Consider the following 25,140-nt stretch of genomic DNA (forward strand, 5'->3'; position numbering starts at 1 on the left):
GAAATTGGCACAATACTTGCAATATAAAAGACGAACAAGAAAATAGGAGGGCTGGACATGTTAAAAACAACTGAAAGTAAAGGGAATGAAATTACGAAAGAACAAGCTCGTTGGATGTACGAAAAAATGTTAGAAATTCGTAAGTTTGAAGATAAGGTGCATGAATTGTTCGCGCAAGGCGTTTTGCCAGGTTTCGTTCATTTATACGCAGGTGAAGAAGCGGTAGCAGTTGGTGTATGTGCCCACTTAACGGATAGTGACAGTATTACAAGTACACATAGAGGTCATGGACATTGTATCGCAAAAGGTTGTGATTTAAATGGTATGATGGCTGAACTTTTCGGGAAAGCGACAGGATTATGTAAAGGTAAAGGCGGTTCCATGCATATTGCCGATTTAGATAAAGGAATGCTTGGTGCGAATGGTATTGTAGGCGGGGGTTTCCCACTTGCTTGCGGTTCAGCATTAACAGCTAAATATAAAGGAACAAAAGATGTAAGTGTTTGCTTCTTCGGTGACGGAGCAAATAATGAAGGAACATTCCATGAAGGGGTTAATTTAGCGGCGATTTGGAAGTTACCAGTTATTTTTATTGCAGAAAATAACGGTTACGGTGAAGCAACTACATTTGAATATGCTTCAAGTTGTGATTCTATCGCTGATCGCGCAAAAGCTTATAATATTCCAGGTGTTCAAGTAGATGGAAAAGATCTTCTAGCTGTATATAAAGCTGCTGCAGAAGCAGTGGAACGTGCACGTAATGGTGATGGTCCAACAATTATTGAATGTATGACATATCGTAATTATGGTCATTTCGAAGGTGAAGCACAAACATATAAAACATCAGAAGAAAAAGAAGAACATTTAAATGAAAAAGATGCAATTGTGAATTTCCGTAAGCATTTAATTCATGAAGGTTTATTAACAGAATCTGAACTTGTTGATATGGAAAAAGCAGTAGATGATGCAGTACAAAGATCCATTGAATTTAGTGAAAATAGTCCATACCCAGACGATGAAGAATTATTAAAAGATGTATACGTTTCTTACAAATAAGAGGAGGGTGAAAAATTATGACTAGAACAGTAAGTATGTCAACTGCAATTAATGAAGCGATGAAAATCTCAATGCGTCGTGATGAAAATGTAATTTTAATAGGTGAAGATGTTGCAGGCGGTGCACAAGTTGATCACCTGCAAGATGATGAAGCTTGGGGTGGTGTTCTTGGTGTTACGAAAGGACTTGTACAAGAGTTTGGCCGAAATCGTATATTGGATACACCAATTTCTGAAGCGGGTTATATGGGAGCTGCGATGGCAGCTGCTGCAACTGGGTTACGTCCGATAGCTGAGTTAATGTTTAATGATTTTATCGGTAGTTGTCTTGACCAAGTATTAAACCAAGGTGCGAAATTCCGTTATATGTTTGGAGGTAAAGCAAAAGTACCCGTTACAGTACGTACGATGCATGGCGCTGGTTTTAGTGCAGCAGCTCAACATTCACAAAGTTTGTACGCATTATTTACGAGCATACCAGGTATTAAAGTTGTTGTTCCTTCCACACCGTATGATGCAAAAGGCTTATTATTAGCGGCAATTGAAGATGATGATCCAGTAATCTTCTTTGAGGATAAAACACTTTACAATATGAAAGGTGAAGTGCCAGAAGGATACTATACAATTCCATTAGGAAAAGCAGATATTAAACGGGAAGGTTCTGATGTAACAATTGTCGCAATCGGAAAGCAAGTTCATACAGCGCTTGCAGCTGCAAAGCAATTATCGAAAAAGGGGCTTGAAGTAGAAGTAATTGATCCACGATCTTTATCACCACTTGATGAAGATACTATTTTATTATCTGTTGAAAAAACAAATCGTCTTATCGTCATTGACGAAGCGAATCCTAGATGTAGTATTGCAACAGATATTGCGGCAATTGTAGCGGATAAAGGTTTTGATTTGTTAGATGCACCTATTAAACGAATTACAGCACCACATACACCTGTTCCGTTCTCACCACCACTTGAAAAGTTGTATTTGCCAACACCAGAAAAAGTAATTGAAACTGTATCAGAAATGATCGGAGACCAATCTTTATTACATGTGTAATAAAACGATGAGAAGGGAGAGAGAGACATGGCTGTAGAAGTTGTAATGCCGAAGTTAGGTATGGCGATGAAAGAAGGTATTATTACGAGCTGGAATATTAAAGCAGGCGATAATGTAGCAAAAGGAGAACTAATTGCTAGTATTAATTCAGAAAAAATTGAAACGGAAATTGAAGCGCCAGCTGATGGTACGGTACTTGATATAGCTGTAAGTGAAGATGAAGGAGTGCCGCCTGGTACTGTAATTTGCTACATCGGTAAACCGAATGAAAAGGTAGAAATGCAGGAAAGCACACATGTTGTAGAAGAAAAAACATCTAATATAGAAGTACAAAATGTACAAAATCAAGAAGCAAATGGGAAAGAAGTATCGAAGCAAAGAATTAAAATTTCACCTATAGCGAAGAAAATTGCAAAGTCTGAAAATCTGGATATCAAGGCATTAGTTGGTACAGGTCCTGGCGGAAGGATTACAAAGGCAGATGTATTAAAAGCACTTGAGGTAAGAGTAAACGTTCCGGAAATATCTGAACGAGAAGAAAGTAAAGCGATTCCTGTTACTGGTATGCGTAAAGCAATCGCAAATCGTATGCACGCAAGCTTACAAAATAGCGCACAATTAACGTTAACGATGAAAGTAGATGTAACAGATTTAGTTGCTTTACATAAAGAAATAGCGGAAGTTGTACAAAAAAGATATGATAATAAATTAACTATTACGGATTTCGTCTCGCATGCTGTTGTATTAGCACTTGGAGAGCATAAAGAAATGAACAGCGCTTATATAGATGATGCAATTCATCAATTTGAACATGTGCATTTAGGCATGGCAGTCGCATTAGAAAAAGGGTTAGTCGTTCCAGCTATTCGCTTTGCAAATAATTTATCTTTAGTAGAGTTGTCTAAAGAGATTAAGAATGTGGCACAAAAGGCACGAGCAGGTAGCTTAAGTAGTGATGATATGCACGGAACGACATTTACAATTAGTAATTTAGGTAGCTTTGGTATTGAATATTTTACGCCGGTATTAAATACACCTGAAACTGGTATTTTAGGTGTAGGTGCAATTGAACATGTTCCTGTATTTAAAGGGAAAAAATTAAGAAAAGGAAGTATGTTACCTTTAAGTTTAACATTCGATCATCGTGTATTAGACGGTGCACCAGCAGCTGCATTTTTACGCACAATTAAACATTATTTAGAAGAACCTATAACAATTCTTTTATAAAGAGAAGGTGAGAGAATGAGTAAATTAGTTGTTATTGGGGGCGGACCTGCTGGCTATGTAGCAGCAATTACCGCGGCTCAAAATGGCAAAGATGTCACTCTTATTGATGAAGCTGACCTTGGCGGAACATGTTTAAATGTTGGGTGTATGCCGACGAAATCACTGTTAGAAAGTGCTGAAGTACATGACATTGTGAGAAAAGCGAATGATTATGGGGTTACGCTTAATACAGGAAGTATATCAATTGATTGGGATCAAATACAGGCGAGGAAATCACAAATCGTAATGCAACTCGTCCAAGGAATACAATATTTAATGAAGAAAAATAAAATTAAAGTTGTAAAAGGAAAAGCGAAATTCGAAACGGATCATCGTATGCGAGTTGTACAGGGAAATAAAGAAGAAGTAGTTGATGGAGAGAGCTTTATTATCGCATCTGGTTCCGAACCTACAGAATTACCATTCGCTCTGTTTGATGGAAAATGGATTTTAAATAGTAGCCATGCCATGTCTCTTGAGAGTGTACCATCTTCATTGTTAATCGTTGGCGGTGGTGTAATAGGATGCGAGTTTGCAAGCATTTATAGTAGACTTGGCACAAAAGTATCGATAGTTGAAATGGCACCGCAATTAATACCTGGTGAAGATGAAGATATCGCGAATACTTTAAGAGAGAAATTAGAAAAAGATGGGGTGAAAATTTTTACGGGAGCAGTTTTAAAAGGTTTAAATAACTATAAGAAGCAAGCTTCATTTGAATACGAGGGAATTACTCACGAAGTAACTCCAGAATTTGTTCTTGTTTCTGTAGGAAGAAAACCACGAGTGCAACAATTAGGATTAGAAAAGGCAGGGGTTCAGTTTTCAAATAAAGGGATTGCTGTGAATGAACATATGCAAACGAACGTATCGCATATTTACGCAGCTGGTGATGTGATCGGTGGAATTCAGCTTGCTCATGTTGCCTTCCATGAAGGAACGACAGCAGCATTACACGCAAGCGGAGAAGACGTGAAAGTAAATTATCACGCTGTGCCCCGTTGTATATACACAGCTCCAGAAATAGCTAGTGTCGGGTTAAGTGAAAAAGGTGCAAGAGAACAATATGGTGATATTCTCATCGGAGAATTTCCTTTTACAGCGAACGGAAAAGCTCTTATTTTAGGAGAACAAGTAGGTAAAGTAAAAGTCATTGTAGAACCTAAATACCAAGAAATTGTAGGGATTTCTATTATCGGTCCTCATGCAACTGAACTTATTGGTCAAGGAACCATAATGATTCATACAGAAGTTACCGCTGATATAATGAGAGATTATATTGCAGCACACCCTACTTTATCAGAAGCAATTCATGAAGCGTTAATGCAAGCGGTAGGACATGCTGTACATGCTTAAATGGAAATATAATAAACCACTATTCTCTAAACAAATAAGAGAATAGTGGTTTGATTTTTTATTAATAGAATATCCTATTATTTTTTAATTTCAATCGCTGAAGTAATATCGTTCCAATCAGGAGCTAAATTAGCAGTTTTACCATACCAATCAGCGTGTTTAAATATAACACCTTTTCCTAATCCTTGTGTAGAAGTGTGCTCCCAAAGTGTCGTTGAATAACTTGCAGAAGGTGACGCTGTACTTACAGAAGAAATTCTGTCATTCCAGCTAGATGGTAAGTTTTTAAAGCCGCTGCTCCAGTATATATATTGGCCACCTTTATCTTTATGTTCATAAAAATCAGTACTACCAGCACCGCTACCTAAAGGATAAATATTATTTTTAATTGCTTTTTTATCCTTTTCAATATACGCATCTAATGTTTCGCGGCTAGTAAAACCATAAGCTAGCCAATCTCCATTTTCATTTTGCTCTGGTAATACCATAGTAATTTGGATATCTTTCTTATCCTGATCACTTAATTTTGCAAATGAATTAACATTTTGTTCATCCACTTTTAAATAATCAAATGACTTAATTGTGTTACTTTTTTCTTCAGCACTTACCGCACCTAGTCCTCCAGTTAGTGCAAAACCCGCTACTAATGTCCCTGCTACTAATTTCTTCAACATATAACCATCCCTTTTTGTTTGAATTTTTGTACAGGTGAATCTTGTACAGCTAAAATGTATTCTAATTTTATACTTTTGTAAATATTCTGAAGTTTTAGAAATAATAGGCGGAATATTTACATTTTTACATTATTTCTTTAGAAAAAATGGTTATTGGAATGATATAATAAGTGGATGTATTGCTTTTACTGGATGTAAAGATATTTTAGGAGAGGTGTCATTGAAATATTTTACAAGAGAATGGTATAAAAAAATGCAAGTTTTAGAATTTGTAAGTTTTATAGAGTCTGTAAAAGAATGGTCGGAAATGGATATACAAAGTTTAAAGGAAGAAATAGAGGAAAGGAAAATAGATTTATTAAAATTCCTTCCTGAATCGATATACTCAATTATACAAAACATCACAATTAATTCAGAATATCCATCAGGTGAACTGAAAAAACGTATGCAAGAGTGGACAACAGATTATGAGAAAAGAATGGCACAATTAGATCAATCATACGTAGAATATTTTAATTCCATTGAGAAAAAACTTCCGTCAAATGTCGCTCAGTTACACAAGACATCACTACACGATAGTGTAATTAAAGTAATAAAGAGAGAATCAGAAGATACTTTGTCTATCGTATTAGATTGCAGTGGTACTTTTAGTGAATTTGATAAACTTGAAGTAACCTTTATAGGAGTAACACAGTGTTCTATGCCGGAAAACTTTGACAGTGCTTGGTGGTTATATCATGAAATAGCTCTTACTGAAGATGGTTTTGAACTAGGTGTTTTATTTGACTCTCCATTTAGAGAAGTGACGATTTGCGCAGCAGATGTATTACTTGTGAAGAAATAATGTTGTATGGAGTATTACAAACGTTTGACATAATAAAAAAATAAAGTTATTGTAGATACATGAAGTCTACAATAGGAGCTGTACTATGAAATATTCTAAAGCTACAAATTATGCTCTTCATACAATGCTTTTTCTGGCAAAGGCCACACCAAATAAGTTAGTTAGTGTTCACCAATTAGCAGAAATGCAAAATGTTTCACCAACGTACTTGTCTAAAATACTAACTAAGTTGACGAAGGAAGGGATGATACACTCATCATCTGGTCCAAAGGGCGGTTACTCGCTTAGTAAGAATTGGGAAGATATTTCATTTTTAGATATTATACATGCAATTGAAGGCAAAACATCATTGTTTGACTGTTGTTTACATGACAAACCTGGATGTTTAATTAATGAGGCAATGCTCGCAGCAGAAGAGAAAATGGAAGAAGAGTTAAGAAATCAAAAAATCGTAGATCTTGCGAAAAAAATAAAAGTGGATTTTTAATCTGCTTTTATTTTTAAATTAATTAAGGATAAAAAGGCTCTTTAATATCTTTGATTGTAGTTAGAAAATGATATGAAGAAGGAGAGAAGATGATGAATAATTTTTGGAATGATCGATATAAATCAGATGAATATTTTTACGGGGAAGAACCTAATACATTTATTAAAGAACAAGCATTTCGTTTAGCAAATCACAATAAAGTAATAGCATTTGCGGAGGGAGAAGGTAGAAATGCTGTATTTCTAGCAAGACAAGGGAACGAAGTAACAGCTATTGATTATTCGGAAGATGGATTAGAAAAGACAAAAAAATTGGCAGAGAAGCATAACGTAAACGTGCATACAAAAAAAGTAGATTTATTAGCTGATAGTTTGCCAGAAAATGAATATGATGCGGCAATTATGGTATTTGGACATTTTCATGATGATTATAAAAAAATGATATTAGATAAAATGATACAAACGATAAAACCTGGTGGATTAATTATGTTTGAAGTTTACTCAAAAAAACAAATAAACAATTGTACTGGTGGACCAAAAGATGTTGATATGCTGTATGATCCAATTGATATCCTTACTTGGTGTGAAGAACATAAGGTAATTCATTTCTTTAATGGAGAACAAGAGCGAGTTGAAGGGAAAGGGCACACTGGTTTAGCTGATGTTATTCAAGTTGTTATTAGAAAATTAATATAAGTGTTAAATGTATGAATGTAAAAAGACCAGTCGTATAAGACTGGTCTTTCTATTTAGATACTAAATTATCAAGCTTCCAATATGTATTTGTTAACGGCGCAGCTTTGCTATCTATGTATAAATACATATTATTTAAATCTTTTGGTGAAGTTTTCAGTTCAAATACAACGTCAATAGTTAAAGAGAATTCGTGTGGAACATTTTTATAGTGCTCGTCATCTATCGGATGAGCTTCACCTTCATATTTCTCACCAGTTTTTTCATCTTGTATGAAATATTTTATTTCCGAAAGATCAATAGTTTGTCCATCGTCTCGAACATTATTAATCATAACACGAGTAGTAAGGCGCCGCTCTTTGTCTATTTTTTCAAACTTTGCATTCTCAACTGTCGCTCTATAGTATTCATTTTTAACTATTTCTCCATAGTGCATTGCATTCTTTTCGAGAGCGCTCTTTTCTTGTTTTGATGTAGTATTGCTATTACATCCTGTTAATATTCCTGTAAATAATAATGCTATACAAGTTACTTTAATTAAAGAGTTCATAGTAATTCCTTTCTGTATTAAAAAGTAAAACATAGGAATAATTTTACATCAATAGGAAGGTAAATGGAAGTATTTTTGCGTAATATACAGATGTACATTTATTTGGTTGTCAAGTTAACAGGATAGAAAGAGGGAGAAGACTGTATAAAACGGAATAAATAAGAATTGAAAATATTGTAAAACGGAAGAGGCATGCATATAATTAAAATAAAGTTTAAGTTTCTGAACCTTCAATAACGGTGGTGATAACATGTTTACTGAAGAACGTCGAGAGAAAATTTTAGAACTACTTAATACAGATGGAAGAGTAATAGCAAAGGATCTTGCGGAAAGATTTGATATGTCTATTGATTCTATAAGAAGAGATTTGTCTATTATGGAAAAGGATGGTTTATTAAAAAGAACGCACGGAGGTGCAATTGAACTTACGCGAGTGAGAAACTTAGCTGCGGAACCAACTAAACGTTATAGTGATAGCTCAATATATGAGGACACAATTGCAAGAGTTGCGGTATCTTATATACAAGAAGGTGATTCAATTTTTATTGGTGGGGCTTCCGTTCATAATGCGATGCTGAAATATTTACCGGAAGTATCATTTACGGTTATTACGAATTCTATAGAAATAGCTGGTTATCTACGAGAATATAAGAATATTGATACGTATTTAATTGGCGGAAAAGTAAAACCTTCAGGGAATATTACTGATACACTTGCCTCTGAATTGATAAGTAGATTTTCTATTGATCTGTATTTCTCTACAGGTGGAGGCATTTCATTACAAGGTATTAGTACCGCAACACCTGAAGTTGCTTATTTTAGTAAAAGAGTAAGTGAAATTGCTAGAAGAAATATTTGTTTAGTTCCGCATAATAAACTTGGAATAGATTGTTTTATAAGAGGAGAGTCTCTAAAAAAAATTGACATTATTATAACTGACGAAGAGGCTAGTAAAGAAACTGTTCAGGACTTTGAGAAACAAGGTAAACAAGTTGTAATAGCGCCATTATATTCATTTGAAAGGAGTTTGACATGATTGTAAAAGAGCAAGAGTTTCATATAAATGGATTAACTTATACAATTCGTTCTGCAGCTGAGAAAGATGCTGACCAGTTATCGAAAATTAGAGTTCAGATTGATGGAGAAACTGAAAATATGGATAGAGATGCTGGAGAGGGATTTATAGATAATCTAGGATTTCAAAAAATAATAAAAACAGATAGTGAAGAGACGAAGAATCTCTTTTTAGTTGCAGAAGTGCACAATCGAATCGTTGGATTTTCAAGGTGTGAAGGATCAAATTTTAAGAGATTATCTCATAAAGTGGAGTTTGGCGTTTGCATTTTAAAAGAGTTTTGGGGATATAAAATGGGTAAGAGCCTATTACAACAATCTATTAAATGGGCTGACGAAAATGCAGTAAATAAAATATCTTTACAAGTATTAGAGATAAACGAGAAAGCTATTCATCTTTATAAAAAATTAGGTTTTGAAGTAGAAGGCGTTTTGAAAAATGACAAAAGACTATCGGACGGAAAGTATTATAATACGGTAGTGATGGGAAGGTTTACTGATACTTTTCATAAAAGAGGTGAAGAAGTATGTTTTACAGAAGGAAGTACTATGTAGTGAAAAATGAATTCATAGAAGTATTTAATGATCATTTCAATAACACGAACTTACCTAATCAATTAAAGCATGGTTCTAAGCTAATAGGACGCTGGATGAAAGATAATAAGAATGGTACGTCTGAAGTATTTGCCATATGGGAATATGATAGTTATGAACAGTATAAAGAAATAGAATCGAAAATTAGAAGTGACGAGAGGCATATTAGAAGAATACATGAATGGTATGAAAACCATGGCGGGAAAGAATATGTTTTACAGGAGTACATAGTAGAGATGAAAAATGAAGAGTTAGTATGTACTGTAAAGTAATAGAGGGTGAGGGATAATAGGAATGAAAACAAAATTATATTTTAGTTTAGCATCCACTATTTTCTTTGCAATAGCCGTGATTGTTTTCTTTATAAACGGTAATCCACAAAAGTGGTTTTGGTTATGTATTTTCTTTGCTTCCATTATACAAAATATAGTGCTACTAAAAAAGAATAAAGAAGTGCATTAAGATATTCAAATTATTAACATATTTGTGTCGTCTTTCTAGTTTTATTGAAAACGCTTTTATTCAGTTTTATAATAAAAGTATGTTTTTACAGATCTCCAAAACAATGAATAGGGAGATGATACAATGTTAGCTTCACCGTTTTACTTACATACATGGAAAAAGTTTATTAATGAAGGAGTCCTTGATTCGAACCGTATAAACGAAAGAATTTCAGAGTCATGGCATCGATGTAAACAAGCAAATGTGAATCCTCACATGAATAAAGGTCAGAAAATTTTGTCTTCTAATTTTTTTCAAGATCAAAAGAAAAAGAGTGAAATCTTCCTAGATATCGCAATCCCTCAAATACAAAATATGAGAAAAACCATTGATGAACTACAAATGATGGCATTATTAATCGATCCAGATGGTTATGTTCTATCGTTAAGTGGAAATAAACAAACGTTAAAGCGAGCGAAACATATTAATTTTATTGAAGGTGTAAAATGGACGGAAGCAGCTGTGGGGACAAACGCAATAGGAACAGCGCTAGAAATTGAAGAAGCTATTATGATAAGTGGTACTGAACATTACTCCGTGGTATCTCATAGCTGGAGTTGTGCGGCTGCTCCCATTCATAATGATGACGGGAAATTAATTGGTGTTCTAGATTTCTCCTGTCCAATTGAATTTTCGCATCCATATATGCTCGGTATGGTAACTTCAATTGCACATGCGATAGAACGTGAATGTAGCATAAGAGTTCATCAAAATGAATTACAATTAATTCATCGTTTTTTAGATGTCATTGATAGTGATGAACAAGTAGTTATTTGTAATCATCGTGATGTTATCGTTTCTGCGAGTAAGAGCGTTCGTGAACGAATAAATAATTGGTCAAGAATGAAACTTGAAGAGTTAATGCACCATGGATTAGAAACTAAATTAGAGATACCAGTATATAGTAATGAAAGAATGATTGGGAAATATATGTATTTAAAGGAAAACGAACAAATGAATACATATTCTGCTCTCACATTTATAAAAGGAATTACTTTTCCAGGAGTTACTGGGACAAGCAGAGCATTTCAACACACACTAGAAGAAATTAAGCTTGTTTCACCGACTGATGCTAGTGTGTATGTATGTGGTGAGACAGGAGTGGGAAAGGAATATGTCGCGAGAGCGATTCATGAAAATAGTCCAAGAAAAGACGGGCCCTTTATAGCTGTTAACTGCGGTTCTTTGCCTAAAGAATTAATAGAAAGTGAATTGTTCGGTTATGCTGAAGGTGCATTTACAGGTGCGCGACGTCAAGGATATAAAGGGAAATTTGAACAAGCGAATGGAGGAACACTGTTTTTAGATGAAATTGGCGAAGTACCACCAGAGATGCAAGTAGCCTTATTGCGTGTTTTACAAGAACGCACAATAACTCCAATAGGAAGTTCAAAAGAGGTACCAGTAAATATTCGTATTATTACTGCCACACATAAAGATTTACTAAGGTTAGTAGAAGAAGGGAAATTCCGTCAAGATTTATATTATCGTTTGCACGTTTATCCGTTATATGTTCCATCGTTATTAGAAAGAAAAGAGGATATCCCATATTTTATACAACACTTTTGCGAACGGAAGAATTGGAATGTTGTATTTCCTAAAAGTATTTGCAATCAATTTTTACAACATACATGGCCCGGAAATATTCGAGAACTAGTAAATGTATTAGAACGCATTTACATTTTGTCGCAAGGACGGGAAATATGCGAAAAACAAGTCGCTTTTTTGATACAAACAATGATGGGAAATCAACAACAACTTGAGTTACAAGTTGAAAATAAAACAGAACATACATTGAATTTTCGTAAAAAAATACAGCGTGATAGCATGATTGAAGCATTACAAAAGACAAACGGAAATGTTTCGTTAGCTGCAAAACTATTAGATGTACCCCGTAGTACATTCTATAAACGAATGCAAAAATATAAGTTATAAAGTAGATTTTTGTAATCTACTTTTTCTTTGTGGGCTCATGTTCTGTCGGAATGTGCGCTTACCGGGGAAATAATAGAATTGTTAGAAAATAATTCCCGGAAGGGGGACTTATGTGAAGTATATTGAAATCGGCTTCGGAAATAGGTGGTTCGTTCGAACAAAAACCGAAAATAAAGATGGAACTGAATTTGAAGAACGAGGAATTATAAAACCTATTTATTTTGAGTCACTATATGTACGAATGTGGTTTCGGAAAACGTGTTTAATTTTTGATACGAAAGAAGGATTTAAAAAGATTAACAAGAAGAGGATTGAATATAAATTTATAGTTGGAATTGTAAGTAGACTGAATAAAGAAAAAGTGTGCTAACATACATAGTTATATTGGCCAGGAAATTCTATTGACTTATATCAAACTCATAAAAAGTAATTTTACTAAATATAAATTGTTAATAAAACCACTAAAAATTATTATCAAGACCTAAAAGCTATAAATCCTAAAAAAATAAAGGTGAGCGCATATTAGTCATGTATAATATGTACTCACCTTTATTTTCTTGTTCAAAGCACCCGTTAGTCACTCATGGAACATGGAATAAAGTGTGGTATTGATTTAAAATAAAGTTTGATAATTTATAAAAAAGATTGATAAAACCCTATATTAATATAAGATTTTTCTTTTGCCCCTTAAAGTTCAGTTGTATTGTTCAATTAAAGGGCCAGATTGTTGAGGAAACAGGAATAATAAGAATACTCAAAAGATTGTTTGTGAAGTGTTACACTTAAACTAACGGGCAGTTTAGCTTAAGTACATTTTTTCACAAATTTAAAGGGGGAAATTTCCCCATTTTTTATACCAGCTTAACGTTGATTCGGGAATATTGAACTTCGCTACCTGCTAATTGAATTCTACTTCATCTGGAGACCTTTAAATTAAAATGTTTCCTTTCTTCTGACAGACTTATTAAATTTCGAAAACAATCAATTCAATCATCTTTTCGTATAGAAAAACTTATTAAGAAACATGCACTAGAAAAAATATAAATCATATATAGGAGATATCCCGTTTGAATGCTTGAGGAGGATATTATGAAACCTATGTTACCTAGTGAAAAATATTTCGGTAATTTAGAACTAGTTTATGCATTTTATGGGGCTATGCCTACAGGTGTTACTGTTTCAGAAACCGGTCGTATTTTCATTTGCTTTCCGAAATGGGGAGACGATGTTAAATTTACGGTGGCGGAAATTTTAGAGGATAAATTGCAGCCTTATCCTAATTTACAAACCAATTTGGTTAACCCCGAGAATATCCCAATGACTTTCATCAGTGTCCAAAGTGTAGTTGCTGATGGAAGGGGAACGCTTTGGATATTAGATACAGCGGCACCCAATTTTTCTGAACCTATTAAAGGGGGGGCAAAATTAGTCGCTGTTGATTTAGAAACCAATACAATAAGAAAAGTATATACCTTTACAGAAGATGTTGTCCTGCCTACAACTTATCTGAATGATGTCCGTTTTGATTTTCGTGTTGGAAAAGCAGGTTATGCCTATATAACGGATTCTTCTTCAAGAGGACCAGGAGCTATTATCGTCGTAGATTTATCAAATGGAAACGCGTTTAGACGGTTAAATGGAGCAAATTCAACTTCACCCGATCCCTATTTTTTACCGAAAGTAGAAGGTCAAATTTTAATGAATCGAAACAAAGACGGTTCAACTTCTCCATTTAGGTTGGCGTCTGATAGTCTTGCGATTTCTCCCGATGGAAAGATATTATTTTTTGCTCCACTAACCAGTCGGCATTTGTTCTCGATCTCAACAGAAGCCTTGAGAGACAGAACGATACCGGACATGAATTTACCTTATCATGTGGAGTATTGGGGAGAAAAAGGTGCGTCTGATGGAATGATCACCGATGCAAAGGGAACTGTTTATGCTGGAGATTATGAAAACAACAGTATCCGTAAGATATTGCCAAATGGCATAATGGAAGCTATCGTACATGATCCGAGAATTTTGTGGCCGGATACTTTTTCAATTGGTCCGGATCAATATTTGTATGTCATTGTGAACCAATTACATCGACAGCCTAGATTTCATTATGGAAAAGACTTACGACAGAAACCTTATAGTTTACTTCGTATCAAAATTGATGAATTTCCTGCTCCGACCTTTTCATAATAAAAATAGTCAATTAATTGTTTTCATTGATAGAAAATGATCAAACTTTTTTATAAAACCAAAACATAAACCTGCTGGATAAGAATCCATTTTGATCAATCTTTTTCAAAATGGATTCTTTTTATTTACCATAGAATACGGGTTAACACGATATTTTTAATCAAACTTTATTTTAAAATTACGAAGAAACTCATGAATGTTTTAAAAAATATGGTGAAGTAGTAATACCCGAACTTATGAGTGAAATTAATGAAAAGTTAAAATGGGATGTTGTTAGTTATGTAGATCATAAGGAGTATGCTTTATGGCCACTACTAAAATATTTTAAAAAGATAATTAAACAAGATTCACAAGAATGGAAAACGCGAGGTTTAGAACTGTATAAATTATCTAGTGTAGCAGATATAAAGGGGAGTAATTTTCTTATCCTTTCTATATAGAAATTGTTATTGGTATTCTTATACAATAGGTGTCAGAAAATACAGTTGTTTTTTATTGGAGTGGGAGGGAATTATATGTCGATGTCGCTATATTATAAAAAAATCCGTGAGCAATTAGGCCATGAACTAATTCTAATACCGAGTGTAGCTGCTGTTATAAAGAATGGGCAGGGAGATATTTTGTTTCAATATCCTGGCGGGGAATACTGGAGTTTGCCAGCTGGAGCAATTGAGCCTGGAGAAACTCCAGAAGAAGCGGTAGTTCGTGAAGTGTGGGAAGAAACAGGATTGAAAGTACAAGTAAAAAAACAAAAAGGGGTATTTGGAGGGGAAGAGTTTCGTTATACATATGCAAATGGCGATAAGGTAGAATATATTGTTGTTGTGTTTGAGTGTGAAGTTACTAGTGGAAAACTGAAATCGATAGATGGTGAATCTTTAAAACTACAATATTTCTCATTTTCTGAAAAGCCTACTTTAGCACTACCATACCCAGATAATATATTTTTATAGATGTAAAATAACACACCTTACTTATTGAAGGTGTGCTATTTATATAACCCGGTCGTATACATCTCCGTTAACGTATACACAATTTCCTCTAAGTTAATCTTTTTGTCATTTTGCGTAATAGTCCAAAGAAACGATTCATTCATCGCGAACCAACCGCGTGCTACAATCTCTTTATTTAAATTAGGTTGTGCTAATCCACTTTCTTGAGAGTAAGTAATATCCTGTTTAATGCTTGTTATAAAACGTTCCCGAATCTCATCCCATTTTTGCCGTATTTCTCTTGATAATCCTATCGCTTCCTCTACAACTTGCAAAATAGCGCGTTCTTCATTTGCTAATTGCAGGAATGCTCTAACTTGATTTTGGATCATTATACGTGCTTCCTCTTTTGTTTGTGGAGAAAAAGAGCGTTCAGCGATATTATAAAAACGATTCATAACATCTTCCATTAAACTAATTAGGAGATCATCTTTGTTTTTGAAGTATACATATGCTGTTCCGTAACCAGTTTCTGCATGTTTAATAATTTGTGTAATTGTCGTTTTTTGAAATCCATTATTTATAAAAATAGTGTAACCAGAGTGTAATAGTTTCTTCTTCGTTTCTAAGGAGCGGTGTTTTCTTGATGAAAGAGTAGAGTTTTTCAAAGAATCACCTCTTTATACTGAAATATCTGAAAATATAACTGTATTGTAAAAGAAGTTCATATATAAAGTCAACTGACATAATATCATTGACGTTGTATCAATTAAGGTGATATATTTCAATTAGTTAGAATAAAAAGAAAATTAAGAGAAGGTGACACCATGTATAAAGAACCATTTCAACCAACTTATGAGTATGCGCTTGAATGTGATAAACATGATGAACTGAAAGATTTTCAAACTGAATTCTATAAAAAAGAAGGTACTATATATTTAGATGGAAACTCATTAGGGCTACTTTCAAAAAGAGCAGAGAAATCATTACTTACGTTGCTAGATTCGTGGAAAGAGTATGGCATTGACGGCTGGACAGAAGGTGAGCACCCGTGGTTTTTCCTTTCAGAGAAATTAGGTAAACTTACAGCCCCTCTTATTGGAGCTTTACCCGAAGAAACTATTGTAACCGGTTCTACAACTACAAATATACACCAAGTTATTGCGACGTTTTACGAACCAAAAGGAATACGTACAAAAATACTTGCGGATGAATTAACTTTCCCATCAGATATTTATGCACTTCAAAGTCAAATTCGTTTAAAAGGATTAGATCCAGAGGAGCATTTAGTAAGAGTGAAAAGCCGAGATGGTAGAACACTTTCTGAAGAAGATATTATCCATGCGATGGAAGATGATATCGCTTTAATTTTATTACCTTCTGTTTTATATAGAAGTGGTCAAATTCTTGATATGAAACGTTTAACAACGGAAGCTCATAAACGCGGCATTCATATCGGATTTGATTTATGCCATTCAATAGGATCTATTCCGCATCATTTCAAAGATTGGGATGTCGATTTTGCTGTTTGGTGCAATTATAAATATTTAAATGCAGGACCGGGTGGCGTTGCAGGAATTTATGTAAATAATAAACATTTTAATAGACTACCAGGGTTGTCTGGATGGTTTAGTTCTAGAAAAGATAAGCAGTTTGATATGGATCATACATTAACAGCTGCTGATCATGCAGGTGCTTATCAAATTGGTACACCGCACGTTTTAAGTACAGCACCATTAATTGGTTCACTTGAAATTTTCAAAGATGCTGGTATTGAACGTTTACGTGAGAAATCTTTACATATTACGAGATACATGCTGAATTTAATTGGACATGAATTAAAAGATTTCGAATTTACAATTGGAAATCCATTAGAGGATGAAAAACGAGGCGGGCACATTTATTTAGAGCATGCAGAAGCAGCACGTATATGTAAAGCACTAAAAGCAAATGGAGTAATTCCAGATTTTAGAGCGCCAAATGGGGTGAGACTTGCGCCGGTCGCTTTATATAACACATACGAAGAAGTGTGGAAATCTGTACAAATATTAAAGAAAATTATGAAAAATAAAGAGTATAAGCAGTTTGAAAATAAGCGAGAGGTTGTGGCATAAATATGAAAACATCAGAGTGGATTGATATTTCACAACCGCTAAATAATAATATTGCAACGTGGCCAGGAGACACACCGTTCTCGTATGAAGTTTCATGGTCAAAAGAAGAAAGTGGCTCGGTAAATGTCGGAAAGTTAACGATGAGTATTCATACAGGCACTCATATTGATGCACCATTTCATTTTGATAATGATGGAAAGAAAGTATTAGATTTAGATGTTCAAGTTTATGTTGGTCCAGCACGGATTATTGACGTTTCTAATTTTGAAAGCATCGGGAAAAAGGAATTAGAAAGCTTTCATTTAGAAGGTGTAGAACGATTATTATTACGTACATCTTCACATGGAAAAGCTGAAGAATTTCCAGAGGTGATCCCTCATTTACGTGCAGACATAGCGTCGTTTCTTTCAGAGAAAGGTATTCGTTTAATCGGAGTAGATGTACCATCAGTTGATCCGCTAGATGATAAAGAATTAGCAGCACATCATCAATTATTTAAACATGGAATTCATATTTTAGAAAATGTCGTACTAGATCATGTAGCAGACGGTGATTATGAACTTATTGCATTACCACTTGCATTAACTGATGCAGATGGAAGTCCAGTTCGAGCCGTTATTAGACCAATATAAGTAGAATCATATAAAAGGGGCGTTTGGCTAATATGAAAGAAAATGAAAAAGTAATTATGGAAAAAGGGATTCATACGGATTTTAAAGAGAATATGACGTATGGGGAGTATTTACAATTAGATAGTTTACTATCTTCTCAAAAAAGATTATCGGACCATCATGATGAAATGTTATTTATCGTTATTCACCAAGCAAGTGAGCTTTGGATGAAGCTCATTTTACATGAGCTAAATGCGGCGATTGAATCTATTAAACAAGATAAATTACAACCAGCTTTTAAAATGTTAGCACGTGTATCAAAAATTCAGTCTCAAATTATTCAATCTTGGGATATTCTTGCGACATTAACACCATCAGAATATATTGAGTTTCGTGATTCACTCGGTCAAGCTTCAGGTTTTCAATCGTATCAATATCGTATGATTGAGTATGCACTTGGCTATAAAACGCCACACGCATTAAAAATTTATGAAAAGGATCCAGAATTACATGCACGACTTCATAAAGCGCTACATGCACCAAGTCTATATGATGTCGCGATTCAAGCATTAGTAAAAGAAGGATTCCCTATTCATAAAGATGTGTTAAACCGTGATATTACGCAACCTTATGAAGAAGATGCAACAGTAGAAGCAGCGTGGTTAGAAGTATATGCGGATGTGAAAAAATATTGGAATTTATATCAGCTTGCTGAAAAATTGATTGATATTGAAGACTGGCTACAACAATGGCGTTTCCGTCATATGAAAACAGTAGAACGAATTATTGGACATAAAATGGGAACAGGTGGATCCTCCGGTGTTTCTTATTTAAAACGAGTACTTGATCAACAATTCTTCCCAGAGCTTTGGAATGTTCGTACGAAATTATAAAAATAAACCTGTCAGTTCATTATGGCTGACAGGTTTATTTTTATTTGAGCACAATTATGTTTAAAATGAAGGAACAAGATATAATAAATGGAGTAACTATTTAAATGGAGGTAAAGTTTTTGGATTTCAAGCAACTAGAAAATAAATTCGAAAAGAAAAAAGTGAATACATTTCTTGTTTATCAAAAAGGGGAATTAACAACTGAGTACTATAAAACACCTGAATGTGCAAATAACTTATATAAAATAAATTCGATTACAAAAAGTATTGTATCTTTATTAATTGGTATTGCAATTGATAAGAGCTATATAAATGATATACATACATCGATTACAGAGTGGATTGAAAATGTACCTGGGGAAAAACATGATTTGACGCTTTATCACTTATTAACAATGACTACTGGTGAGGATTGGAAAGAGTTTGGAAATGGAGTAGTATTCCCAAATGACTTTGTAGAATCAGAGAACTGGGTGCAGTACATATTAGAAAAGCCAATAATTGAAGAACCCGCTACAAAAATGAATTATAATTCAGGTTCTTCTCATTTACTGAGCTATATTATTCAAGAAGCTACTGGAATGTCGACAGAGCGGTTTGCAAAGAAATATTTATTTGATCCATTAGAAATTAACGAATACGAGTGGCAACAAGATCCGCAAGGTATATATGTCGGCGGCTTCGGTATGAAAATGAAATCTACCGATTTATTAAAATTAGGAAAGTTATGTTTGCAAAATGGATATTGGAATGAAAAAGAAATTGTATCAGCGAAATGGTTAGAAGAGTCAAGTAGGGCTCTATTTGAAACATATGAACATGTCGGTGCATATGGATATCACTGGTGGGTATTACATAACGGAAGATTTCACATACCGTATTGTATATATTTTGCTATGGGATACGGCGGACAATACATCGTTATCATTCCTCAGTTGGAAATAGTAGCTATTATAAGTAGTCATATGCCAAAACGTGGGCTCGTTCCATTAAAACTATTTATTGAGCATGTACAGGGAAATTCTAATTATATATAAGAAAAGGAGGGAATGTATGAAGGATGAAAAAATTTTATCTTTATTTAGATTATGTTTAAGTCTTCTAGTGTGTAGCGCCATTATTACGCAATTCATAATTAGGGCACAAGTGAAGCCGTTTAATCCAGTTAACTTTTTTAGTTTCTTCACCATTGAAAGTAACATTTTAGTTGCATGTATTCTCCTTTTAAGCAGTATCGGAACAGCTACATTTGGTCGCTCAGAACAGTTTAGTATACTTCGTGGTGCGGCAACGGTATACATACTTACGACAGGACTCGTTTATTTTTTGTTACTAAGAGGGTTAGAAGAGTCACTTCAAACGGCAATACCATGGGTAAATACTGTGCTACATTATATCATGCCGATTGCAATGCTTTTAGATTGGATTTTAAATCCACCTATTAAGAAAATCACTTGGAAACAAGCTGCAAGTTGGCTCTTATTCCCGTGTTTTTACGTTGTATATAGCTTAATACGTGGTCCAATCGTGAATTGGTATCCATATCCGTTTTTAGATCCGAGAATAGGTGGATATGGTAAAGTACTTTTATATAGTATAGGGATAGCTGTAGTAATTGGCGCTATTTGTATATTGGTAAGATTTTTAGGGAATCGAAACTTTAGGAAAGAATTTTAGAAATGCAAGGAACCCCACTGTTTCCATTTTTAACAGTGGGGTTTCATTTTATCCCGCATTAACGGGCAGCCCGATTGGTGAGGACTGATTAAAGTTTCACTTTATCTACTCGTCTTCTGAAACGACAACTTTATAAATTTCTCCGTCTTCGTTTCAAATTCTACATCAACAAAAACACCATATTCTTTTCCATCTTCACGTAACCACAATTTAAATTTTTCAACAGTTATTTGAACTGTTTTTGGTTTTCTACCTATATGAAGATAGTCAATAATTTCTGCTTTTGGGTATTGTTCTTTCGTCTTTTCTACGGCAAGTTTACCCCATTTGGCATACGGCGGCTGCGCATGAACAATTGATGAGTCTGTATATATATTTGAACATGTTGTTAGGAACAGAATGACGAGTGCGACACGTTTTAACGATTTCTTCATGATGAACTCCTTTCATCCTTTTTTTATATTGTTTACATATTTTTTCAACGATATTAGTTTGGATTTTTTTGTCTTCTTTACATAAAAGCGAGGCTTTTACAAAACATAACCAAGAAATCATTTCCGTAATTAAGGAGGGAAAATTATGCGCCAAAAAGCTATTTTTAAAATAGCAGTTTTACTTGCGTTCATAGGACTGTCTTTAATGGTCAGTAGTATACAACTAAAGAATGTAGAAGCTTTTTCTAATCAAGTTATTCAAAGAGGAGCATCTGGCGAAGATGTCATTGAACTGCAATCTCGTTTGAAATATAACGGATTTTATACGGGAAAAGTGGATGGTGTTTTCGGATGGGGTACATACTGGGCACTTCGGAATTTTCAAGAGAAATTCGGATTACCCGTTGATGGTTTAGCTGGAGCTAAAACGAAGCAAATGCTCGTGAAGGCAACGAAGTATGACAAGTCAACTGCTAATAAAGGGACGACAACGAATAAAGGAAATAGCGGCGGAACTGCACAAGAGAATAAACCACCTCAAAATAAAGGGACAAATGTTCCGAACGGTTATTCTCAAAATGATATTCAGCTTATGGCAAACGCAGTATACGGAGAATCACGTGGTGAACCGTATTTAGGACAAGTTGCAGTAGCTGCCGTTATTTTGAATCGTGTTACAAGTGCGTCATTCCCAAATACTGTTTCAGGTGTAATCTTTGAGCCTAGAGCATTTACCGCGGTAGCCGATGGACAAATATATTTAACGCCAAATGAAACAGCAAAAAAAGCAGTTTTAGATGCGATTAACGGATGGGATCCAACAGGAAATGCTTTATATTATTTCAATCCAGATACTGCGACTAGTAAATGGATTTGGACTCGTCCACAAATTAAAAAAATCGGTAAACATATTTTCTGTAAATAGAGCGGAGGTGGGACAATGTTACGAGGTATTATCATTGTATTATTAACAGTCGGTGTAGTAGGAACAGCCTATTGGGGCTATAAAGAGCACCAAGAGAAAAATGCGGTTTTAATTCGAGCGGAAAATAGCTATCAACGTGCATTCCATGATTTAGCATACGAAGTCGATTTATTACACGATAAAATTGGTACAACACTTGCGATGAATTCACGATCATCTTTATCACCTGCATTAGCGGATGTATGGCGTTTAACATCTGAAGCTCGCTCAGATGTAGGACAACTTCCTTTAACATTAATGCCATTTAATAAAACGGAAGAATTTTTAGCGAATATCGGTGATTTCAGTTACCGTGCAGCCATTCGTGATTTAGAAAAAGAGCCGTTAAATGAGCAAGAATATAAAACGCTACAAACTTTATATTCAAATGCAGGAAATATACAAGATGAACTAAGAAAAGTACAACATCTTGTTTTGAAAAATAATTTACGCTGGATGGATGTAGAAATGGCACTTGCATCAAATCGTGATCCAGCAGATAACACAATTATTGATGGATTGAAAACTGTAGAGAAAAACGTAACATCATATTCTTCTACAAACTTCGGACCGACCTTTACAAGTGCGCAAAAAAATAAAAAAGGCGGATTTGAAGCGGAAGGAAAGGCAATTTCTAAAGATGAAGCAGCGAAAATTGCCAAATCGTTTTTGAATTTAAAAGGAAATGAAAAAGTAGATGTAGAGAAAAGTGGAAAAGGTGCGAAAGAATCCTTCTATAGTGTGAAAATTAAAGATGAAGCAACGAACAATGAGTTCTATATGGATATTACCGGAAAAGGCGGATATCCAATTTGGGTTATGAATAACCGCGAAATTAAAGAACAGAAAGTTAGTTTAAACGATGCAGGTAGTAAAGGTTTGAAATTTTTAAAGGACCATAAGTTTAATAATATGGAGCTTTATGATAGCTCTCAATATGATAATGTTGGTGTATTTACGTATGTAGTAAATGAAAATGGAGTACGAATTTATCCAGAAGCAATCCAAATGAAAATTGCTTTAGATGACGGTTCTATCGTAGGGTTCTCCGCAAAAGAATATTTAGCGTCACATCAAAAACGAACAGTTCCATCGGCAAAGCTAACTGCAGCAGAAGCAAGAAAGAAAATCAATCCGGATGTAAAAGTAATGGAAGAACGTAAAGCTGTAGTAGTTAATGATTTGCATAATGAAGTACTTTGCTATGAATTTGTAGGTACTTTAGGAAAAGATACGTACCAAATATTCATTAATGCTAATAGCGGGGCCGAGGAAAAGGTAAAGAAAATGCAAGCTGTTGAAAAAATTTATGATTAAACCTTAAAAGTGAAGTGGTGAAAATAATGAAAACTCTAATATATATATTAATGCTTTGCTTCGTTATAACTGGATGCAGTATTGGAACAAAAGAAAACCCAAACGAAAAGCCGGAACAAAAAAATGTTTCAATGAAAAATGTTAATTATACGAATAAATCAAATAAGCCAAATGAAAAAGCGGCAGATCATTTAGCATCTTTAGCAGCAAGTGTGCCAGGTGTGAATGATGCGACAGCGGTCGTTGTTGGAAAATATGCTATTGTAGGTATAGACGTAAAAGCAAAACTTGATCGAACTCGTGTTGAATCAATTAAATATTCTGTTGCAGAAAGTTTAAAAAATGACCCTGACGGTGCTAATGCAGTCGTTGTAGCAGATGTTGATACGTATGAACGCCTCAAACAAATCGGAAAGCAAATTAAAAAAGGAAAAACAGGTGAAGGTATACTAGATGAATTAGCGGCTATTGTGGGACGAGTAATGCCACAAGTTCCAAATGATATGATTGAAAATCGAGAAACGAATCCAATTAAAGATAATGATAAACAATTACCAAAAGATGAAGAACAAGAGTTAAGAAAAGAACAGGATGATCAATCAAATAATCATTTGAATAAATGAAATTAGCCTCGTACTTAATTGTGCGAGGTTTTTAAGTATAATATTAAATATTCAGTTTATTTTTAAGGGAATATATGGTTTAATTATGATGGGAGGGACAACTGTTATGATGAAAAAAAGCGCATGTATATTGTTTAGTTTATGCTTAGGTTTCAGTATGACAGCGTGTGAAAAGAGAAAAGAAGTGAAAAATCAAACAGCAACTTCTTCTACTGTGATGGAAAGGCAACAGAAAGAATCTATCAATATAAATCATTTCTCGAACATAAATGAAGGAATGACTTATACAGAAGTGAAAGATTTAATTGGTTTTGAAGGGGATTTACTTATAGAAGAAGGGGTAGAACATTCTACACAAATTAAACAAATTTTTGCTTGGAAAGGAAACAATCCAAATTCATTTGTTGAAATTACCTTTTTAGATGGAAGAGTGCATTCAAAAGCACAGCAAGGTATAAGTTAATAAGCTAAAAAATGGGAGAGTTTAGCATGAACATACACACAGGGGAAATTCAATTAGTTCCGTATAAGGAGAAATATAAAGAAGTTATACAAACATTTACTTTACCAAGTGAACAAGTTCAGTTTACAGCAGATCCAAGCGCATTACTGGAAAAAGCAAAAAGTGATCGTACAAAAAATGTGATTGTTATTTTAGATTACAATGGGGTACCGGTGGGTCTTTTCGCATTGGAAACGGGAGATAGAGTAAAGGAGTTCACAGATAATGAGGATGCTTTACTTTTAACGTCATTTTCTATTAATCACAATAGACAAAGAAAAGGATTCGCTAAAAAGTCATTGTTATTATTAGAAGAGTTTGTAAAATGCTATTTTCCAATAAAAAATGAAGTTGTACTTGCTGTGAATGAAAGAAATATTCCTGCACAAAATTTATATGCAAAAGTGGGCTTCGAGGATAAAGGTTTTAGAAGAATGGGACCAATTGGCCAACAAATAATAATGCATTTACCTATAATGAAATAATGAGATAGAAAACTTACTCTTGAATATTCACGTAGTAGGTTTTTTTATTTTAGTAATATATAATATATGTATATAAAATGAAACAGAAATGAAGGATATAAAAAATGAATCAAGATAGAAAATGGAATATCGTTGGGGGAAGAGTGATTAAAACTGGGATTGCAGTTTTTCTTACAGTGTTAGTTTGTGAATTTTTTAACATTCCAACTATTTTTGCTGTAATAACAGCAATTGTTACAATTGAACCAACTGCAACAGACTCAATAAAAAAAGGGCTTATTCGCTTTCCGGCCTCAACAATTGGATCGGCATATGCCATG

General features: G+C 34.2%; 29 protein-coding genes. 25 read left to right on the top strand and 4 right to left on the bottom strand.

Translation table 11 applies throughout. The features are described 5' to 3' along the window. Positions 1–57: 57 nt before the first annotated feature. From acoA to lpdA, 4 genes are read left to right on the top strand one after another with little or no spacing between them, the layout of a single operon-like run. Positions 58–1,056, top strand: coding sequence for an acetoin:2,6-dichlorophenolindophenol oxidoreductase subunit alpha (acoA, locus tag H6481_RS24535; protein WP_000921275.1), 999 nt, complete (start codon positions 58–60; stop codon positions 1,054–1,056). Between the two features lie 17 nt (positions 1,057–1,073). Continuing rightward, on the top strand, positions 1,074–2,108 hold the full coding sequence (gene acoB / locus H6481_RS24540; RefSeq protein ID WP_182813421.1) for an acetoin:2,6-dichlorophenolindophenol oxidoreductase subunit beta: 1,035 nt from the start codon (positions 1,074–1,076) through the stop codon (positions 2,106–2,108). A gap of 27 nt (positions 2,109–2,135) precedes the next feature. Next, positions 2,136–3,335 carry a dihydrolipoamide acetyltransferase family protein gene (locus H6481_RS24545; RefSeq protein ID WP_098818808.1) on the top strand — a complete coding sequence of 400 codons (1,200 nt, stop codon included), beginning with the start codon at positions 2,136–2,138 and terminating at the stop codon, positions 3,333–3,335. A 15-nt stretch (positions 3,336–3,350) separates the two neighbouring features. Continuing rightward, a complete protein-coding gene (lpdA, locus tag H6481_RS24550; protein ID WP_182813423.1) occupies positions 3,351–4,730 on the top strand; it encodes a dihydrolipoyl dehydrogenase in 1,380 nt (459 codons plus the stop codon). Positions 4,731–4,807: 77 nt separating this feature from the next. On the opposite strand, the gene H6481_RS24555 is transcribed toward lpdA, so the two are convergent. After that, a complete protein-coding gene (locus tag H6481_RS24555) occupies positions 4,808–5,404 on the bottom strand; it encodes a hypothetical protein (protein ID WP_000914435.1) in 597 nt (198 codons plus the stop codon). 220 nt (positions 5,405–5,624) lie between these two features. On the opposite strand from H6481_RS24555, the gene H6481_RS24560 reads away from it, so the two are divergent. The 3 genes from H6481_RS24560 (at position 5,625) to H6481_RS24570 (ending at position 7,430) form a co-directional block, all read left to right on the top strand. Next, on the top strand, positions 5,625–6,248 hold the full coding sequence (locus H6481_RS24560; protein ID WP_069355729.1) for a DUF4085 domain-containing protein: 624 nt from the start codon (positions 5,625–5,627) through the stop codon (positions 6,246–6,248). An 85-nt stretch (positions 6,249–6,333) separates the two neighbouring features. Continuing rightward, a complete protein-coding gene (locus H6481_RS24565; RefSeq protein WP_000877649.1) occupies positions 6,334–6,735 on the top strand; it encodes an Rrf2 family transcriptional regulator in 402 nt (133 codons plus the stop codon). An 89-nt stretch (positions 6,736–6,824) separates the two neighbouring features. Further along, complete coding sequence (locus H6481_RS24570) at positions 6,825–7,430, top strand: class I SAM-dependent methyltransferase (RefSeq protein ID WP_141241045.1); 606 nt, start codon at positions 6,825–6,827, stop codon at positions 7,428–7,430. A 49-nt stretch (positions 7,431–7,479) separates the two neighbouring features. Here the strand turns inward: H6481_RS24570 and H6481_RS24575 are convergent, their stop codons facing one another. Further along, entirely contained in the window at positions 7,480–7,977 is a 498-nt protein-coding gene (locus H6481_RS24575; protein WP_182813425.1) for a hypothetical protein, read from the bottom strand. Between the two features lie 250 nt (positions 7,978–8,227). Here H6481_RS24575 and H6481_RS24580 point away from each other — a divergent pair, with 250 nt between their 5' ends. The 7 genes from H6481_RS24580 (at position 8,228) to H6481_RS24610 (ending at position 15,221) form a co-directional block, all read left to right on the top strand. Further along, complete coding sequence (locus H6481_RS24580; protein ID WP_000493642.1) at positions 8,228–9,013, top strand: DeoR/GlpR family DNA-binding transcription regulator; 786 nt, start codon at positions 8,228–8,230, stop codon at positions 9,011–9,013. Then, a complete protein-coding gene (locus H6481_RS24585; protein ID WP_182813427.1) occupies positions 9,010–9,606 on the top strand; it encodes a GNAT family N-acetyltransferase in 597 nt (198 codons plus the stop codon). Before H6481_RS24580 ends, H6481_RS24585 begins: the two co-directional genes overlap by 4 nt. Beyond that, positions 9,579–9,917, top strand: coding sequence for an NIPSNAP family protein (locus H6481_RS24590; RefSeq protein ID WP_000499988.1), 339 nt, complete (start codon positions 9,579–9,581; stop codon positions 9,915–9,917). Before H6481_RS24585 ends, H6481_RS24590 begins: the two co-directional genes overlap by 28 nt. 313 nt (positions 9,918–10,230) lie before the next feature. Continuing rightward, positions 10,231–12,081, top strand: a complete 1,851-nt coding sequence (locus H6481_RS24595; protein ID WP_182813429.1) for a sigma-54-dependent Fis family transcriptional regulator — start codon at positions 10,231–10,233, stop codon at positions 12,079–12,081. A 112-nt stretch (positions 12,082–12,193) separates the two neighbouring features. Continuing rightward, positions 12,194–12,451 (top strand): DUF3977 family protein, encoded by a 258-nt coding sequence (locus H6481_RS24600; protein WP_182813431.1) that lies wholly within the window; start codon positions 12,194–12,196, stop codon positions 12,449–12,451. Positions 12,452–13,170: 719 nt separating this feature from the next. Further along, complete coding sequence (locus H6481_RS24605; RefSeq protein WP_182813433.1) at positions 13,171–14,268, top strand: L-dopachrome tautomerase-related protein; 1,098 nt, start codon at positions 13,171–13,173, stop codon at positions 14,266–14,268. 515 nt (positions 14,269–14,783) lie between these two features. Next, positions 14,784–15,221, top strand: a complete 438-nt coding sequence (locus tag H6481_RS24610) for an NUDIX domain-containing protein (RefSeq protein WP_097987255.1) — start codon at positions 14,784–14,786, stop codon at positions 15,219–15,221. Positions 15,222–15,256: 35 nt separating this feature from the next. On the opposite strand, the gene H6481_RS24615 is transcribed toward H6481_RS24610, so the two are convergent. After that, positions 15,257–15,868, bottom strand: a complete 612-nt coding sequence (locus H6481_RS24615; RefSeq protein ID WP_078993734.1) for a TetR/AcrR family transcriptional regulator — start codon at positions 15,866–15,868, stop codon at positions 15,257–15,259. A 159-nt stretch (positions 15,869–16,027) separates the two neighbouring features. Between H6481_RS24615 and kynU the strand changes: the two genes are divergently transcribed. From kynU to H6481_RS24640, 5 genes are all read left to right on the top strand, one after another. After that, positions 16,028–17,314 (top strand): kynureninase, encoded by a 1,287-nt coding sequence (kynU, locus tag H6481_RS24620; RefSeq protein ID WP_097960863.1) that lies wholly within the window; start codon positions 16,028–16,030, stop codon positions 17,312–17,314. A gap of 2 nt (positions 17,315–17,316) precedes the next feature. Beyond that, entirely contained in the window at positions 17,317–17,946 is a 630-nt protein-coding gene (kynB, locus tag H6481_RS24625) for an arylformamidase (RefSeq protein WP_097923865.1), read from the top strand. A 32-nt stretch (positions 17,947–17,978) separates the two neighbouring features. Continuing rightward, positions 17,979–18,818: a tryptophan 2,3-dioxygenase gene (gene kynA / locus H6481_RS24630; RefSeq protein WP_000661957.1), complete on the top strand. Its 840-nt coding sequence runs from the start codon at positions 17,979–17,981 to the stop codon at positions 18,816–18,818. A gap of 119 nt (positions 18,819–18,937) precedes the next feature. Next, positions 18,938–19,855: a serine hydrolase gene (locus H6481_RS24635; RefSeq protein ID WP_065483929.1), complete on the top strand. Its 918-nt coding sequence runs from the start codon at positions 18,938–18,940 to the stop codon at positions 19,853–19,855. A gap of 16 nt (positions 19,856–19,871) precedes the next feature. Continuing rightward, the gene (locus tag H6481_RS24640) at positions 19,872–20,495 is read left to right on the top strand and encodes a Pr6Pr family membrane protein (RefSeq protein WP_000650960.1); all 624 of its coding nucleotides are present in this window, start codon (positions 19,872–19,874) and stop codon (positions 20,493–20,495) included. Between the two features lie 101 nt (positions 20,496–20,596). On the opposite strand, the gene H6481_RS24645 is transcribed toward H6481_RS24640, so the two are convergent. Next, a complete protein-coding gene (locus H6481_RS24645; protein WP_016512695.1) occupies positions 20,597–20,929 on the bottom strand; it encodes a DUF3889 domain-containing protein in 333 nt (110 codons plus the stop codon). A gap of 145 nt (positions 20,930–21,074) precedes the next feature. Here H6481_RS24645 and sleB point away from each other — a divergent pair, with 145 nt between their 5' ends. From sleB to H6481_RS24675, 6 genes are all read left to right on the top strand, one after another. Next, on the top strand, positions 21,075–21,854 hold the full coding sequence (gene sleB, locus H6481_RS24650) for a spore cortex-lytic enzyme (protein WP_001249053.1): 780 nt from the start codon (positions 21,075–21,077) through the stop codon (positions 21,852–21,854). A gap of 15 nt (positions 21,855–21,869) precedes the next feature. Then, a complete protein-coding gene (gene ypeB / locus H6481_RS24655) occupies positions 21,870–23,210 on the top strand; it encodes a germination protein YpeB (RefSeq protein WP_182813435.1) in 1,341 nt (446 codons plus the stop codon). A 26-nt stretch (positions 23,211–23,236) separates the two neighbouring features. Then, a complete protein-coding gene (locus H6481_RS24660) occupies positions 23,237–23,833 on the top strand; it encodes a YhcN/YlaJ family sporulation lipoprotein (RefSeq protein ID WP_000854060.1) in 597 nt (198 codons plus the stop codon). A gap of 106 nt (positions 23,834–23,939) precedes the next feature. After that, positions 23,940–24,296, top strand: a complete 357-nt coding sequence (locus tag H6481_RS24665; protein ID WP_016512697.1) for a hypothetical protein — start codon at positions 23,940–23,942, stop codon at positions 24,294–24,296. 11 nt (positions 24,297–24,307) lie between these two features. Then, positions 24,308–24,820, top strand: a complete 513-nt coding sequence (locus H6481_RS24670) for a GNAT family N-acetyltransferase (RefSeq protein ID WP_120460134.1) — start codon at positions 24,308–24,310, stop codon at positions 24,818–24,820. Positions 24,821–24,924: 104 nt separating this feature from the next. Further along, on the top strand, positions 24,925–25,140 hold a 216-nt coding region (locus H6481_RS24675; protein ID WP_259347392.1), incomplete at its 3' end, for an aromatic acid exporter family protein.

This window comes from Bacillus sp. ME78 (assembly GCF_903970865.1).
In the GTDB taxonomy this organism is placed as follows: Bacteria; Bacillota; Bacilli; order Bacillales; family Bacillaceae_G; genus Bacillus_A; species Bacillus_A cereus.

Bases quoted from the DNA above. Each gene is read 5' to 3' on its own strand.
- H6481_RS24565 (WP_000877649.1), top strand. From the start codon at position 6,334: ATGAAATATTCTAAAGCTACAAATTATGCTCTTCATACAATGCTTTTT.
- kynA (WP_000661957.1), top strand. From the start codon at position 17,979: ATGAAAGAAAATGAAAAAGTAATTATGGAAAAAGGGATTCATACGGAT.
- H6481_RS24645 (WP_016512695.1), bottom strand. From the start codon at position 20,929: ATGAAGAAATCGTTAAAACGTGTCGCACTCGTCATTCTGTTCCTAACA.
- lpdA (WP_182813423.1), top strand. From the start codon at position 3,351: ATGAGTAAATTAGTTGTTATTGGGGGCGGACCTGCTGGCTATGTAGCA.
- H6481_RS24590 (WP_000499988.1), top strand. From the start codon at position 9,579: ATGTTTTACAGAAGGAAGTACTATGTAGTGAAAAATGAATTCATAGAA.
- H6481_RS24665 (WP_016512697.1), top strand. From the start codon at position 23,940: ATGATGAAAAAAAGCGCATGTATATTGTTTAGTTTATGCTTAGGTTTC.
- acoB (WP_182813421.1), top strand. From the start codon at position 1,074: ATGACTAGAACAGTAAGTATGTCAACTGCAATTAATGAAGCGATGAAA.
- H6481_RS24545 (WP_098818808.1), top strand. From the start codon at position 2,136: ATGGCTGTAGAAGTTGTAATGCCGAAGTTAGGTATGGCGATGAAAGAA.
- acoA (WP_000921275.1), top strand. From the start codon at position 58: ATGTTAAAAACAACTGAAAGTAAAGGGAATGAAATTACGAAAGAACAA.
- H6481_RS24610 (WP_097987255.1), top strand. From the start codon at position 14,784: ATGTCGATGTCGCTATATTATAAAAAAATCCGTGAGCAATTAGGCCAT.
- H6481_RS24580 (WP_000493642.1), top strand. From the start codon at position 8,228: ATGTTTACTGAAGAACGTCGAGAGAAAATTTTAGAACTACTTAATACA.
- H6481_RS24670 (WP_120460134.1), top strand. From the start codon at position 24,308: ATGGGAGAGTTTAGCATGAACATACACACAGGGGAAATTCAATTAGTT.
- H6481_RS24660 (WP_000854060.1), top strand. From the start codon at position 23,237: ATGAAAACTCTAATATATATATTAATGCTTTGCTTCGTTATAACTGGA.
- ypeB (WP_182813435.1), top strand. From the start codon at position 21,870: ATGTTACGAGGTATTATCATTGTATTATTAACAGTCGGTGTAGTAGGA.
- H6481_RS24555 (WP_000914435.1), bottom strand. From the start codon at position 5,404: ATGTTGAAGAAATTAGTAGCAGGGACATTAGTAGCGGGTTTTGCACTA.
- H6481_RS24575 (WP_182813425.1), bottom strand. From the start codon at position 7,977: ATGAACTCTTTAATTAAAGTAACTTGTATAGCATTATTATTTACAGGA.
- kynU (WP_097960863.1), top strand. From the start codon at position 16,028: ATGTATAAAGAACCATTTCAACCAACTTATGAGTATGCGCTTGAATGT.
- H6481_RS24595 (WP_182813429.1), top strand. From the start codon at position 10,231: ATGTTAGCTTCACCGTTTTACTTACATACATGGAAAAAGTTTATTAAT.
- H6481_RS24570 (WP_141241045.1), top strand. From the start codon at position 6,825: ATGATGAATAATTTTTGGAATGATCGATATAAATCAGATGAATATTTT.
- H6481_RS24640 (WP_000650960.1), top strand. From the start codon at position 19,872: ATGAAGGATGAAAAAATTTTATCTTTATTTAGATTATGTTTAAGTCTT.
- kynB (WP_097923865.1), top strand. From the start codon at position 17,317: ATGAAAACATCAGAGTGGATTGATATTTCACAACCGCTAAATAATAAT.
- sleB (WP_001249053.1), top strand. From the start codon at position 21,075: ATGCGCCAAAAAGCTATTTTTAAAATAGCAGTTTTACTTGCGTTCATA.
- H6481_RS24585 (WP_182813427.1), top strand. From the start codon at position 9,010: ATGATTGTAAAAGAGCAAGAGTTTCATATAAATGGATTAACTTATACA.
- H6481_RS24605 (WP_182813433.1), top strand. From the start codon at position 13,171: ATGAAACCTATGTTACCTAGTGAAAAATATTTCGGTAATTTAGAACTA.